This is a genomic window from Microbacterium psychrotolerans, assembly GCF_031085295.1.
Classification (GTDB): Bacteria; Actinomycetota; Actinomycetes; order Actinomycetales; family Microbacteriaceae; genus Microbacterium; species Microbacterium psychrotolerans.
Genome location: NZ_JAVFWO010000003.1, coordinates 722063 through 735511, shown reverse-complemented (window position 1 = coordinate 735511; position 13449 = coordinate 722063). Strand labels below are relative to the sequence as shown.

The following is a 13449-nucleotide window of genomic DNA, read 5'->3' as shown; positions in this document are numbered from 1 at the left end:
CTATGCGGAGGCCGAACCGGCGCGCGGTGCACCGAGGTAGTGGTCGATGACGTATTCGGCGATGGCGATCGAGCTGGTGGCGGCGGGCGAGGGGGCGTTGCGCAGCAGCGTGACGGGCCCGACCTGGTCGACAACGAAGTCGTCGAGGAGCTCGCCGGCGCGTCCCCATGCCTGCGCCCGCACTCCGGCGCCGTGCTTGTGGGTCAGGTCGGACGAGCGCAGCTCGGGGATGAAGCGGCGCGCCCTGCGGTAGTACAGCGGTTTGATCAGCGACCCGGAGATCTCGTCGACGCCCATACGCCAGTGCTGCTTCGCCAGCGGCCACGCACCCGGCCACCGCAACGACTCGACCGTGTCCTTGGCCGACCACTGCAGCCAGTTGTAGCCCTCGCGGGCGAGCGCGGGCACCGCGTTCGGTCCGACGTGCACGTTGTCGTACACACCACGGGTGAAATGTACGCCGAGGAACGGGAACCGTGGGTCGGGCACCGGGTAGATCATGCTCTTCACCAAGCCGGTGCGCTCGGGCGCGAGTTCCCAGTACTCGCCGCGAAACGGCAGGATCTTGGGCGACGGGTCGGCGCCGACGAACCGCGCGACCACGTCGGACTGCAGGCCGGCGCACACGATCACCCTGTCGAACACGTCCTCCGACACCGGGGTCACCACCCGAACCCGGCCGTTTTCTAGCGCCATCGCGGTGACCTCGTGTCCCAGCCGGATCGTGCCGCCCGCGGCGCGGACGTCCTGAGCCATCGCCTCGGTGATCGACGCGTAGTCGACCACCGCCGTGTGCGGCGAGTGCACCGCGGCGACCCCGGCGACGTGCGGCTCGATCTCACGCAGCCGTGCCACATCGTCGATGCGGGCCACGTCGGGCACGCCGTTCTCCAGCGAACGCCGCTCGATCTCGGCCAGCGCCGCCAGCTCGGACTTGTCCACCGCGACCACGAGCTTGCCGACCTCCCGGTACGGCAGCCCCTTCTCTTCGCAGAACTCGCGGATCGACACCCGCCCAGCCGCGCACAGCGTCGCTTTCAGCGACCCCGGCTTGTAGTACAGCCCGGCATGCACCACACCCGAGTTGTGCCCGGTCTGATGCTGCGACAGCCGTGCCTCCTTCTCGAGCACCGTGACGTCGTCACCGCGGGCGCTGAGCGCCCGCGCCAAAGCCACCCCGACGATGCCCCCGCCGATGATCCCGACGAGATCAGTCACGCATTTCCCTTCGCTTCTGTCGCGCAAGTCACGCGAGGTGGTTCTTCCACATCGACAGCGCCGCACCGATCGCCATGTGCATGTCGAGGTACTGATAGGTGCCGAGCCTGCCACCGAACCGAACGTCCGGCTGTTCCAGGGTCATGGCGCGGTACGCAAGCAGCTTCTTGCGATCAGCTGGCGTGTTGACCGGGTAGTAGGGCTCGTCACCGCGCGAGGCGAACCGCGAGAATTCCCGCATGATGACGGTGCGATCAGTCGGGTAACGCCCCGCGCGTTCGGGATGGAAGTGTTTGAACTCGTGGATGCGGGTGAACGGCACATCCGCGTCGGCGTAGTTCATGACGGACGTGCCCTGAAAGTCGGTGACCTCTATCACTTCCTGCTCGAAGTCGAGCGTGCGCCACGATAACGGGCCTTCGGCGTAATCGAAGTACCGATCCACTGGCCCCGTGTAGACAACGGGTACGTGTCCGACCGTCGCCCGCCGATGGAACGGCTGGGCATCATCGAAGAAGTCGGTGTTCAGCCTCACCTCGATGTTGTGATGATCGGCCATCCGCTCCAGCCACGCGGTGTAGCCGTCCACGGGTAGCCCTTCCCAAGTGTCGTTGAAGTACCGGTTGTCGTAGTTGTAACGGACCGGGAGACGACTGATGACGTCTGCGGGCAGCTCCTTCGGATCCGTCTGCCACTGCTTCGCCGTGTAGTCGCGGATAAACGCCTCATAGAGCGGGCGACCGATGAGTGCGATCCCCTTCTCCTCCAGGTTCGCCGCATGGTTCGCATCGAACTCGCCGGCCTGGTCGTGCACGAGTGCGCGTGCTGAGCTGGGCGAATACGCGGCGTTGAAGAACTGGTTGATGGTACCGAGGTTGATGGGCAACGGGTACACGACGCCCCTGTGTGTGGTGTACACGCGGTGCACATAGTTCGTGAAAGACGTGAACCGGTTGGCGTACTCCCACACTCCGGGGTTCGACGTGTGGAAGAGGTGGGCACCGTAACGGTGTACCTCGATTCCCGTCGTCGGCTCGGGTTCGCTGAACGCGTTGCCGCCGATGTGCGGTCGGCGATCGATGACCGTCACTCTGCGACCCGATGCGGCGGCCCGCTCTGCAATGGTCAGGCCGAAGAATCCCGCGCCGACGATGAGGAGATCCGTGTGAGACATTTCAGACTCAGGCACTCGCTGCTGCGAGCAGTCGTGCGACCTCAGCCGGAAGCTTCACGCGGGCGAGGTCATGTTCCGACGACGTCCTGTACGCGGTGTCAATCAGATCGACGGCAGCGGCACTGACACCCCGCCGCTCCAGGCCGACTCGGTTGGCTCCCCGGACCCGTGCGGGCGCGCCGTACACCATCGCAAAAGGTGGGACGTCTCTTGTCACGATGGAACCCATTCCCACCATTGCGACTGCGCCGATCGACCGGAACTGATGAACCTTCGCCCCGAGACCGAGGTTTGCGCCAGCGCCGACGTGGACGTGACCCGCCAACAGGACACTTGATGCCATCGTCACCGCATCGCCCACGTCGCCGTCGTGCGCGACGTATACCTGATTCATCAGGAAGCAGCCGTCGCCCACCCTCGTCGGAGCGAAGAGCCCGCCGTGGATCTGCGCGCTCTCGCGGATAACATTGGCGGAGCCGACGACGACGCCGTGCCCCATCGCGTCCCCGGGCTTTCGTGGATGTTCGAACGAGCGCACTTCGGGCGGGGCGCCGATGACGACGCCTGCGCCGATCCAGTTGTCGTCGCCGATCTCCACATCGCCCATCAGGACGGCGAAGGGGCCGATGGCGTTACCACGGCCGAGTCGCACACGGTCGCCTATGACGGCGGTCGGATGGATGTCGTTCACGGAGTCCCCCTCTCCACATTTGCCTCGCGCTCCCACTCTTCGTCATACGGCGCTCGCTCGACGTTGACGGACCCCTCGGCCGCCAGCCGCCGTCTCATGACCATGACCGCGATCGCGGCAGCACCTGCGGCCGCGATGTCCGCCAGCGTGATCATCATTCGGGAGACGACCGTCATGGCCACCGCTTCCGGTACCGTCAGCAGCAGCGTCATCGCGGCGATGAGGACGGCTTCCCGCGCTCCTAGGCCAGATGGGAGCAGAAAGGCGACCAGTCCCGCCGTAAATCCGATCGCCATCGCTCCGGTCAGCAAGATGAAGGTGCCGAAGTCGGGGTCCACAAGCGAATTGACCAACAGGAACAGGTGCACGCCGTAGCAGAGGTACGAGGCCAGAGCGGCCCCCAATGCGCCGGCCACGACCCCGAAAGAGACCTCGTGATCCAGAGGCGGCCGGCGGAAGATCTTCAGCACCAGGGAAGCGAGCCAGGTCATGACCTTGGGATGCAAGCAGACGAGACCGATCGGCAGTAACACGTACAGCCAAAGAAGCTCAGGGTGTTCCTGGACGATGATCGGCAGCGCGAACGAACCGAGGATGAGCGACGCAACGACGCCAACACCTGCCGCATACAGGGAAGTGATCAAAACTCTTGGTCGTGCGACGCCATACTGTCGCCCGAGCTCCATCTGCATCACGTAGGACCACACAGATCCGGGCACGTACTTGCCGAGCTGACCGACGAGCAGGATCTGCGCGCCTCGCAGGACGGGCACGCGCGAACCCAACCCGTTCAAGATGATGATCCACGATAAGGTGCCGAAGCCGAGCCCTGCGGCCACCATCACCATCGACAGGACGATCGACGCGGGGGCGATGACCTTCACCGCCTGAGAGACCTCGTCCCACTGAGAGATGAGGTAGTAGACAGCGAAACCGATGACGGTTACGAGCAGCGCATAGCGCAGGATGGTCAGCGCCCACGACCGTGGACTTCTCTTGGAAGAGATGGGATCAGCCTCTCTGCGTTTCCACCGACGATCGACGCCGGAGGCCGGTCGATCTCGCAAGTATGCTTGTGTGGTTCGCACCAAAACTTGAATGAGTAGGTTCATGATACCCATCACCGTCGTGGAGTTCGGCAGCGAAGAGGAGCAGCTCGTCCTCGAGGTGCTCCGCTCGGGACGCGTAGCGCAGGGACCTCTTGTGGCAAGATTCGAGCAGATGTTCGCCGAGATGACGGGTGTCAAGCACGCGATCGCAGTGAACAACGGCACGACTTCGCTCGTGGCCGCACTGCAATCGTTCGACCTCGAACCAGGTGACGAGGTGATCACGAGTCCGTTCACGTTCGCCGCCACGCTCAACGCCATCCTTGAGGCGGGGGCAACGGCACGATTCGCCGACATCTCCGAGGCCGACTTCAACGTGGACCCCGATTCCGTAGCTTCGAGGATCTCCAACCGGACGCGCGTGCTCATGCCGGTCCACTTGTACGGACAGGTCGCCGACATGGAACGGCTCATGCCCATCGCACGCCGGCATGATCTGCTCGTTCTCGAGGATGCCGCACAGGCGCACGGCAGCACGCAGTCCGGCAAAGCCGCCGGCAGCTTCGGCGTCGGCTCGTTCTCGTTCTACGCGACGAAGAACATCACGACAGGTGAGGGCGGAATCATCACCACGGATGACGACGAGTTCGCGGATAGATTGCGTGTCCTCCGCAATCAAGGCATGCGTGCTCGCTACGAGTACGTGATGCGCGGGCACAACTATCGCATGACCGATCTGCAGGCAGCCCTCGGCATACCGCAGATCTCCCGATACGACGCAACGGTTTCGCAGCGAGCGAAGAACGCGGCGTATCTGTCGGCAGGGCTGAATGGGATCCCCGGCCTCATCACGCCGAAGGAACTGGTCGGCCGACGCCACGTTTGGCACCAGTACACCGTGAGGATCACCGAGGAAGCGGCGGTTTCCCGCGACGAATTCGCGGAAAAGATCACGGCGGCTGGCGTCGGTGCCGGCGTCTACTACCCGCGCCTCGTGTTCGACTACGACGCGTACCGCGATCGGAGCGATGTCGTGATCGAGCCGACTCCCGTCGCCAACCGCATCGCGCGCGAGGCGGTCTCCCTTCCCGTCCACACGCACCTCAGTCGTGTCGAACTTGATGAAATCATTGCAACCACTCGACGGATACTGGGCGCGAAGTGATGCTGAACGTCGCTTTGATCGGTGCCGGCACGATGGGCTCATACCACGCGCGAGTAGTCTCCTCATCCGGCCGTGCGCGGCTCGCACGCGTGGTGGATGCTTATGAACCATCGGGCACGTCCGTCGCCGAGCGGTACGGTGCCCGATGGACCGACTCACTGGGCGACCTCGACGGCGTGGACGCGGTCATCGTCGCTGCCTCCACGGAGGCCCATTACGGGCTGGCCAAGGAGGTCATCGCCGCCGGCGTTCCGCTGCTGGTGGAGAAGCCCGTCGTCAACGACTACGAGCGGTCGCGGGAGATCGTCGAATTGTCCGCGGCAGCGCGGGTTCCGCTGCTGTGCGGGCTCCTCGAGCGCTTCAATCCGGCGGTGCTCACTGCACGTCACATGATCGATGCACCGGTCCACATCACGTCCACGCGTCATTCACCGTACGCGCCGCGCATCAAGACCGGTGTCGCTTGGGACCTCCTGATCCACGACGTCGACCTCGCGATCGGGTTCTTCGGATCAGCCCCTGTCAGCAGTTCCGGTGGGTTCGGCTATTTCCACCCTTCGTCTGTGAGCCAGGCGGAGGACGTCGCCTCAGCGACGCTGTTGTTCGGCGACGGTCAAATGGCACAGGCTTCGGCGAGCCGTATCGGCCAGAAGAAGGATCGCACGATGACCGTGCACGAGCTGGATAGGCTCATCGAGATCGACCTGCTACGACGGGATGTGACGATCTATCGCCACGTGTCGGCAACGACGACCACAGACGATGGGAGGGGCTACCGTCAACAGACGTCGATCGAGATCCCCGAGATCACCAACGCGCGCGAGCCGCTCGCCGCGCAGTTCGATCACTTCGTCGATCTCATCCAGGGCGAAGCGGACGTTGATGCCGAGCGGGAGTCGATCCTCGGCTCACACCGTGTCATCGCAGGGCTGCTCGCTCAAGAGTGAGGCCGATGGGCTGGCTGGCGAGAGAGCTGCCGGCCCGCCCATTGACCTGAGCTGCGGGTCTCCTGGGTCGGACAGATCGACGGTGCCGATCACCCGCCCAGGTACTCCCGCGACGATCGACCGAGCGGGAACGTCCTTCGTGACCACCGCGCCGGCACCGATGACTGCCTCGGGGCCGATCGTGACCCCCATGTTGATGACGGCATTGGCGCCGATGAAGACCCGATCGCCGATCACGACAGCTGCACGATCGACCACCCCGTACGATCGTCCCGAGACGCATCGGCGAGCGCTCGAGTGCGTGTAGATGTGGACCCCGGACGAGATGTCGCAACCCGTCCCGATCGTCAGGCCTCCCGAACCATCGATGACCGTGAACGCACCGATCCATGTACCGTGCCCGATATCGGGCTCACCAATCACCCAAGCGTGCTCGTTGTAGGGATTGCCCGGAAGACCGCCTGTCATGATGTTCCCTTCACCTGCCGCGCGGGGAGCGATCCGCGCACGGCAGGCGTTCTGCGTCAGGAGTTGTGAACGAGACGCGTCATGCCGTCGTTGACGTCGACGAGCGCCTCGAAACCGAGCACCTCTTTGGCGCGTGTGATGTCGGCAGCCCGGCGGGAGACCAGGACGTCGCGCGGGTTGAACTCGGGCTCGACGTCGGACCCCACCGCAGCGATGAGGATTCGCGCGAGTTGTTCGACCGTCGTGTCGATGCCAGTGCCGACGTTGATCGGCACGTTCGCCTGTTCGGAAGTGAGCGAGAGAACCACGGCGCGAGCGATGTCGGTGACGTGGATGAAGTCCATCGACTGCTTGCCCTCGCCATCGATGACAGGAGCCTCGCCGCGCTTCAGCCTGTTGACAAAGTGGTTGATGACGGACGTGTAGTACGCGGTCGTCTTCTGGCCCTCGCCGTAGACGTTGAAAAAGCGAAGAGCGATCCAGGAGAGACCGGAACGGCGCTGGTAATATCCCAGGATGTCCTCACCGGTGCGCTTTCCGATGCAGTACGGCGTGAGCGGATTTAGCCGGTCGTCCTCGTGCATCGGAAGCTTCTCGGGGTCCCCGTACACGGAAGCGCTCGACGCGTAGACGACGCGTTTGACACCGAGCGCCGCGGCCGCGGCGACCACATTGTGGGTGCCGACCACGTTGATGTCGAACGACGAGTACGGGTCCGCGACGCTCTTGTTGATCGAATCGGCCGCGAGGTTGATGACGTAGTCGTAACCCTTCATGGCCGCGAGCACAGCCGCACCGTTGCGAATGTCCTGATCGACCACGTCCACTCGACCGGTGGCCACCAGGGCGTTGGCACGATCGCGATCACCGCGGACCATGTTGTCGAAGATGCGGACTGTCCACCCCTCGTCGAGCAGACGATCTACGACGTGGAGTCCGATGAAGCCGGCACCGCCGACGACGAAGACCTTCTTCTCAGACATACTTCACGAACCTCTTTCTGTTGCTTTCTTGTAGACGTCAGCGCGCCACGGTTACCGAATCGCTCAGAACCTCGACGACGCGATCGACATCGGCTTCGGTGAGATTCGCATGCATGGGGATCGCGAGATGGCGTGTCCACAGGTCGGCCGAAACGGGCAGCTGGCCATCGAACTGATACACGGGCTGGACGTGCGATGCGTACGTTCCGAAGTTGCATTGCACACCGTTCGAACGCATGTGGTGAGCGACTCGACCGCGATCGACGCCTGGCGCGAGCGTTATCACGTATGACTGCCAGGGGTGCACACGATCCTCGAGCGCGACCGGAGCGGTAACTCCTTCGATCTGCTTCAAGCGGTCGGCGTAGAGTGCGGCGATCTCCCCCCGATGCGAAACGAGCGAGGTCAGACGGTCCAGCTGAGCAAGCATGATTCCCGCGGCTATATCTGACATGCGGAAGTTGTAACCCGCCTCATCGAAAGAGGGAATCGGCAGATCAGTGCTGCCTTCTCGCGTCAGCGCTGGCGCGATTCCATAGGTGTGCAACTTGCGTGCGTGGTCTGCCCACAGCAGGTTATCGGTGGTCAGGGCACCGCCCTCGCCCGCCGTGATGCCCTTGCGTCCGTGGAAGCTGAATGTGGCAATGTCGGCCAGGCTGCCCGCCGGGCGGCCCTTGTACGAGGCTCCCGCTGAGCACGCGGCATCTTCCACGAGCCAGAGCCCGTGCCGATCGGCGATGGCGCGCAACTCATCGAAGTCGGCCGGTTGGCCGAAGACATCGACAGCGATGATTCCCACGGTCCGCGGCGTGATGGCCGCCTCTACCGCCGCCGGGTCCACAGTCCAAATGTCAGCACGGATGTCGGCGAAAACGGGCGTCGCACCAGTCCACATCACGGAGTGCCCAGTAGCGGGGAACGTGTAGTCGCCCACGATGACCTCGTCACCAGGGCCAGCGCCCAGAACGGAAAGCGCCAGGTGGAGGGCGGAACCGCAATTGCTGGTCGTCAACACGTGCTGCGTGCCCGCCGTCTCGGCGAACCGCGACTCGAACTCCCGGCAGGTAGGCCCTGCACCAGAAAGCCACCCCGACTCGAACACGCGCCTCACCGCGTCGAGTTCCGCCTCTCCGACGGTGGGTTCGCCGAGCGCGACCGTGTGCGGCATGAAACGCCTTTCATGAAGGGGAGGATTCGTGTCGGCAGCGGCATGCGCGATCTTCGACTGCTCCAGTCTATCCGACCACAACGCCAGCCGAAGGCGAGCGGACCTCGCCCACAGCGCTGGACCGTGCGACGTCGTGCCGCGCTCTCCGACACTATTGGCGGATCACCGATCTGAATCAAGGCCTCGGTAACGGAGGCCGTCGCGGAGACCGCGGAGGAATGCCCCGAGCTTGGCGGCACGATCACGCTCGCAGAACAGCACCTTCGCCCAGGCTTTGGTCGCAAAGCGGATGTCGTCCCGCAGCCACCGGCCGTAACCGAATCGCCGTGCCACGATGACGCGGTTACGTGACGTGTAATAGTGCCGCATCGGCGAGTAGTTCGAAAGGTACACCTGTCGCCAGAGGAAGCGGGCGGGCTGCGAGTCGCCGAACCGGTGATCGAGAAGCGTGTCGAACACCTTGAGATTCGTGTAGCCGGCGCGTCCCGCGCGCAGCGAGATGTCGTGGTCGACATAGTCGATGAACAACGCTTCGTCGTGTAAGCCGATGTCGTCGAGCAGCGGCCGTGAGAAAAGCGCTCCCGACGAGATGAGCGCTTCGATGGGCGCACTCCCCTGCCCACGGTCAGCGTCGTAGACGTTGCCCGTCTCGGCCGCGCGTAACGCCGGTCCAACGATCCCTACCTTGAGATCGGTGCGTGCCTGCGCTCTGAGCAGGGCATCCAGCATCCCATCGGCGACGGTGCTGTCCTGATCGAAGATCCAGACGAAGTCGAACCCGGCGTCGAGCGCCGCCCGCATTCCTGCATTGAAGCCGGCCGCAACTCCGACGTTGCCCGCCTGCTCGAGGACCTCGACGCGTTCTGCGCCGAGTTCTGCGAGCAGGCCGCGAGACGCGGCATCCGGTGAGTTGTTCACGACGTAGACCCGCGGCACCTGGGTCAGCAGGCGCGCGACATTCTCGCGGATCTCCTCGGTCGGATGATAGGCCAGGACGACCCCGGCCGTGCGATCGGCAGCGTCAGTCACGGTCAGTGCTACCGGCGCTGTCGACGGTCACCGCGGCGGCCACGCTGCCGAACGTCGGGTGTTCGCTCGTGACGGTGAACAGCGCACCCTGCATGAGCCCGTGACTGCTCTCCTCGCTGACACCGGCCGCGTTGGCGTTGACGTAGTACTGTCCCGGCCCGAGGTGGACCTGCTCGATGTGCAGATCCACGTGCACCGGGCCCGAGATCGGGGCCAGGCGCACGCCCAGCACCTCCGTGTTGCTCGCCAGCGCCATGTGGCCCAGCGGAGTGTCGATGCTGAAGCCGAGCTCCCACCGCTCGATCGGCCGCAGAGAATCAACGTGCACGCGGATCGTGAGAGGCGCGCCGGCCGTCACGGTGCGAGTCGGCTCTCCGTCGGTGTCGAGGAGCTCGATGCGCTTGACCTGGATGGGGTGCATCGTGCCCTCCGGCGGCGCCTCCCCCACGCGACGACCGTCCAGCACATCGCGAAGCGCGCCGATCGCCGCGTTCGTATCGCCGTCGAAGACGACTTTGCCGTCACTGAGCACGATGCCGCGATCGCAGAGCTCCGCCACCTGCTGGGCGGAGTGGCTGACCAGGATGATCGTGCGGCCCTCCTCACGGAACTGTGCGATGCGCTCCATGCACTTGCGCTGGAACGCTTCGTCGCCGACCGCGAGCACCTCGTCGACCAGCAGGATGTCGGGGTCGGTGTGCACCGCGACGGCGAACGCGAGGCGCACGTACATACCGGACGAGTAGAACTTCACCGCCGTGTCGATGAAGTCTCCGATGCCGCTGAACGCGACGATCGCATCGAACTGCTCGTCGATCTGGTCGCGCGTCAGACCAAGGATCGAGGCATTGAGGTAGACGTTCTCGCGGCCGCTGAGGTCCGGGTGGAATCCGGCACCGAGCTCCAACAGCGCCGCCATGCGACCGCGGGTCTCGATCTTGCCGGAGGACGGCGAGACGATACCGCCGATGAGCTTGAGCAAAGTGCTCTTACCCGAACCGTTGGCACCCATGAGGCCCACGGTCGTACCGGCCTCGATCGACAGCGACACATCGTCTACCGCGATGAAGTCCTGACGGTGAGTATTCCCCAGGCGACCGAAGTAGACGATGCGGTCCTTGAGGTTGTTGTCTTTGCGTACAACGAAGTGCTTGCTGACGTCGGTGAGGCGGACGAGGTCGGGACGCGGAGTGGTGGCGCGCATCAGAGCTCCTGAGCGAAGTTGCCCTGCATGCGGACGAACGCACGATGGGAGATGACGAGGAACACGAGACCGACCACGCCGGCGATCGCCATCCGCAGACCGAGGTTGTCGGGATAGTCGGCCGGAGTCCCGGCGTTCCAGAACGCCTTGTGGAAGCCGAGGACACCGATCGTGATCGGGTTCGCCGCGTAGACCTCGAGAACCCACGCAGGCAGCGAGGAGCGCGCGATGGAATCGCTCACCATCTGCCACGAGTACACGATCGGCGACCCCCACATCGCGAGCATCATGACGACCTCGGTCAAGTACTGGATGTCTCGGAGGTAGACGTTCAGCGCGGCCAGAAGAAGCCCGATCGCGAGCCCCCACACAAGGATGAGACCCACGGACGGAAAGAACCACAGCATCTGCACCGGATCGGGCAGCGCGCTCAGGACAAGTGCCGCCACGAAGAGGATCACCAGCTGCACGAAGAACATGAAGGATGCCGCACCGACGCTCGCGAGCGGGAAGATCTCCCTCGGAAGATAGATCTTCTTGACCAGTCCAGCGTTGCCGATGATCGATCCCGTGGCTCCGAAGACCATGTCGCTGAAGAAAGCGAACAGCGTGAGTCCTGAGAACAAGTAGATCGCGAACTGATCGATGCCACGAGCGGCACCGAGGAACTGCCCCAGGACGATGTAGTACATCAGGAACTGGATGAGCGGACGGATCACGGTCCATAGGAAGCCGAGCGCGCTGTCGCGGTAGCGCGCCTGCAGATCACGGCGGACGAGGAGATTGAGAAGCTCGCGGCGCGAGAAGATCTCGCCGAGCTTGCCGCCGCGCCCGCGGGGGCGATGACCGCGGGTGTCGACGACGGTGAACGGCTCAGCCGCAAGCCGTGCGAATCGTGCAGAAGTGTCCAAGGGGGTGCTCACTATCGGGTCGACCAGAGAACTATAGCCGCACGATTGCGCGCGGCAGACGCGGGGTTCATCGCCTTCGGCGCAGCGCCCCCGCGAAGGCGTTGCGCGGGTGACGCAGGCGGCGCGCCCAGCGACCGAAGAAGCGGTCCGGTTCGAACGCCCCGAGGATCCTGCCCTCCGCACCGGGGTGGTTGAGGCGCAGATACATCCGCAGGAAGTCACGCGCGCGCCCCTGGCCGACATATCCTGCCCGGCGGATGAAGCGGATCTGTTCGTATGTGTAACCGGGCGTCGTGGCGGAGAGCTCGTCGAAATTGAACTCGAACGCGGTATGCGAGATAGAGGTGTATTCGGTGGTAGCAGCCGTGCGGGTGTGGAATCCGAGCTCTGCCGCCGCATACGACGGCATTCGCTCCAGGATGTGAGCGAGGCCGCCATCGCGGTAGGCCTCCGCACCGCCGAACTCGTCGTAGCGCCACTCGCGCTCAACCAGCGGTCGCAGGGCCTCCGGACGCGCGATGTACATGGATCCGTATGGCGCGAGCGGCGAGATGTCGTCGAGCGGGACACGGATGCCGAGTTCCGCGGCCAGCTTCTCGAAGCCGGGCTTGTTCGACCACCAGCCACGCCCCATCGACGGGTAGCCGATGTGGATCATCGGCGGATAGACGAGGCCGAGTCCAGACTCCCGCTGGAACAGTGCGAGCAGGTTGGCGGCATAGCCGGGGCTCGCGAGCAGGTTGTCGAATTGCTGTGATTTGAAGTGCCGGCCCACGTTGAAGCCGTCCTGGGGCGTCTTCTTTGAGTGCAGCTTGACGACGAGGTCGTAGCGGTCGCTGAGGAGCACGTCGCGGCATCCGATCAAGAAGGCGCTCTGGTCGCGGCCATCGTTGATCACCACGCGCACGTCGACCTCGCCACGAGACGGGCGCTGGGCGATGATCCGACCGATCGCTTCGGCCTTCTCGGCCGTCGGCGTGGTCACGACGAGGTCGTACCCGCCGGGCAGGCTGTCCGCGAGGTCCAGGATCTCGTCGGTCATCTCCTCGTAGAAGACGTGCGCGGTGACGACGATCCGGAATGGTCGCTCCGCGTCGTACGAGACGTCGATGTCGGGGAGCACATCGAACAGACCTGCGTCGGCGTTGAGGTCACGAGGAGCGACGTTGCGGGCGAGATGCCGCAGCGCGAGCTCGACGGGGTAGCCACGGTTTGCCGCCCTGGCCAGGGTCCACCGACCGATGACCGAGTGCCGGTCCAGGAAGGGCGGCCACTCGACGAACGGGCGACGACGAAGCACTGGGCAGCCTGCGTCGATCAGAGCTTCGGCCGCCAACAGCGACGGGTTCGTGAAGCCGTAGTTGGCGCTGGTGTAGGCGACGTCGACGGTGTAGCCACGCTCCGTGAAGTGCTCCGTGAACATCGCCTCGTGCTTGAGCACC

General features: G+C 64.5%; 13 protein-coding genes (1 of these 13 running past the window's edge). 2 read left to right on the top strand and 11 right to left on the bottom strand.

Features of this window, described 5'->3' with window-relative positions; all coding sequences use genetic code 11:
- Genes lhgO through Q9R08_RS12270 form a run of 4 tightly spaced genes read right to left on the bottom strand, consistent with a single transcriptional unit; the run spans position 1 to position 4204 of the window.
- Positions 1-1218: an L-2-hydroxyglutarate oxidase gene (gene lhgO / locus Q9R08_RS12285; RefSeq protein WP_308868313.1), complete on the bottom strand. Its 1218-nt coding sequence runs from the start codon at positions 1216-1218 to the stop codon at positions 1-3.
- 28 nt (positions 1219-1246) lie between these two features.
- Entirely contained in the window at positions 1247-2392 is a 1146-nt protein-coding gene (gene glf / locus Q9R08_RS12280) for a UDP-galactopyranose mutase (RefSeq protein WP_308868494.1), read from the bottom strand.
- A 7-nt stretch (positions 2393-2399) separates the two neighbouring features.
- Positions 2400-3083, bottom strand: coding sequence for a UDP-N-acetylglucosamine acyltransferase (locus Q9R08_RS12275; RefSeq protein ID WP_308868312.1), 684 nt, complete (start codon positions 3081-3083; stop codon positions 2400-2402).
- Positions 3080-4204 carry a lysylphosphatidylglycerol synthase domain-containing protein gene (locus Q9R08_RS12270; RefSeq protein ID WP_308868311.1) on the bottom strand — a complete coding sequence of 375 codons (1125 nt, stop codon included), beginning with the start codon at positions 4202-4204 and terminating at the stop codon, positions 3080-3082. Before Q9R08_RS12270 ends, Q9R08_RS12275 begins: the two co-directional genes overlap by 4 nt.
- On the opposite strand from Q9R08_RS12270, the gene Q9R08_RS12265 reads away from it, so the two are divergent.
- On the top strand, positions 4182-5297 hold the full coding sequence (locus Q9R08_RS12265) for a DegT/DnrJ/EryC1/StrS family aminotransferase (protein ID WP_308868310.1): 1116 nt from the start codon (positions 4182-4184) through the stop codon (positions 5295-5297). The two genes, Q9R08_RS12270 and Q9R08_RS12265, sit on opposite strands and share 23 nt — an antisense overlap.
- A complete protein-coding gene (locus Q9R08_RS12260; protein WP_308868493.1) occupies positions 5297-6244 on the top strand; it encodes a Gfo/Idh/MocA family protein in 948 nt (315 codons plus the stop codon). The genes Q9R08_RS12265 and Q9R08_RS12260 overlap by 1 nt, the downstream gene beginning before the upstream one ends.
- Here Q9R08_RS12260 and Q9R08_RS12255 read toward each other — a convergent pair.
- From Q9R08_RS12255 to Q9R08_RS12225, 7 genes are all read right to left on the bottom strand, one after another.
- Complete coding sequence (locus Q9R08_RS12255; protein WP_308868309.1) at positions 6206-6712, bottom strand: acyltransferase; 507 nt, start codon at positions 6710-6712, stop codon at positions 6206-6208. The genes Q9R08_RS12260 and Q9R08_RS12255 overlap by 39 nt on opposite strands.
- 56 nt (positions 6713-6768) lie before the next feature.
- A complete protein-coding gene (locus Q9R08_RS12250) occupies positions 6769-7695 on the bottom strand; it encodes an NAD-dependent epimerase/dehydratase family protein (protein WP_308868308.1) in 927 nt (308 codons plus the stop codon).
- Positions 7696-7732: 37 nt separating this feature from the next.
- Positions 7733-8863 (bottom strand): DegT/DnrJ/EryC1/StrS family aminotransferase, encoded by a 1131-nt coding sequence (locus Q9R08_RS12245; protein WP_308868307.1) that lies wholly within the window; start codon positions 8861-8863, stop codon positions 7733-7735.
- Between the two features lie 162 nt (positions 8864-9025).
- Complete coding sequence (locus Q9R08_RS12240) at positions 9026-9892, bottom strand: glycosyltransferase family 2 protein (protein ID WP_308868306.1); 867 nt, start codon at positions 9890-9892, stop codon at positions 9026-9028.
- On the bottom strand, positions 9885-11096 hold the full coding sequence (locus tag Q9R08_RS12235) for an ABC transporter ATP-binding protein (protein WP_308868305.1): 1212 nt from the start codon (positions 11094-11096) through the stop codon (positions 9885-9887). Before Q9R08_RS12235 ends, Q9R08_RS12240 begins: the two co-directional genes overlap by 8 nt.
- Positions 11096-12007 (bottom strand): ABC transporter permease, encoded by a 912-nt coding sequence (locus tag Q9R08_RS12230; RefSeq protein WP_308868304.1) that lies wholly within the window; start codon positions 12005-12007, stop codon positions 11096-11098. Before Q9R08_RS12230 ends, Q9R08_RS12235 begins: the two co-directional genes overlap by 1 nt.
- 67 nt (positions 12008-12074) lie before the next feature.
- Positions 12075-13449, bottom strand: partial view of a rhamnan synthesis F family protein gene (locus Q9R08_RS12225; protein ID WP_470365358.1) — the 3' portion only. The gene runs 494 nt beyond the window's last position; 1375 of the gene's 1869 nt are visible here — the last part of the coding sequence; the start codon falls outside the window, past its right edge; the stop codon is at positions 12075-12077.

Bases quoted from the DNA above. Each gene is read 5' to 3' on its own strand.
- Q9R08_RS12265 (WP_308868310.1), top strand. From the start codon at position 4,182: ATGAGTAGGTTCATGATACCCATCACCGTCGTGGAGTTCGGCAGCGAA.
- Q9R08_RS12250 (WP_308868308.1), bottom strand. From the start codon at position 7,695: ATGTCTGAGAAGAAGGTCTTCGTCGTCGGCGGTGCCGGCTTCATCGGA.
- glf (WP_308868494.1), bottom strand. From the start codon at position 2,392: ATGTCTCACACGGATCTCCTCATCGTCGGCGCGGGATTCTTCGGCCTG.
- Q9R08_RS12270 (WP_308868311.1), bottom strand. From the start codon at position 4,204: ATGGGTATCATGAACCTACTCATTCAAGTTTTGGTGCGAACCACACAA.
- Q9R08_RS12245 (WP_308868307.1), bottom strand. From the start codon at position 8,863: ATGCCGCACACGGTCGCGCTCGGCGAACCCACCGTCGGAGAGGCGGAA.
- Q9R08_RS12260 (WP_308868493.1), top strand. From the start codon at position 5,297: ATGCTGAACGTCGCTTTGATCGGTGCCGGCACGATGGGCTCATACCAC.
- Q9R08_RS12235 (WP_308868305.1), bottom strand. From the start codon at position 11,096: ATGCGCGCCACCACTCCGCGTCCCGACCTCGTCCGCCTCACCGACGTC.
- Q9R08_RS12255 (WP_308868309.1), bottom strand. From the start codon at position 6,712: ATGACAGGCGGTCTTCCGGGCAATCCCTACAACGAGCACGCTTGGGTG.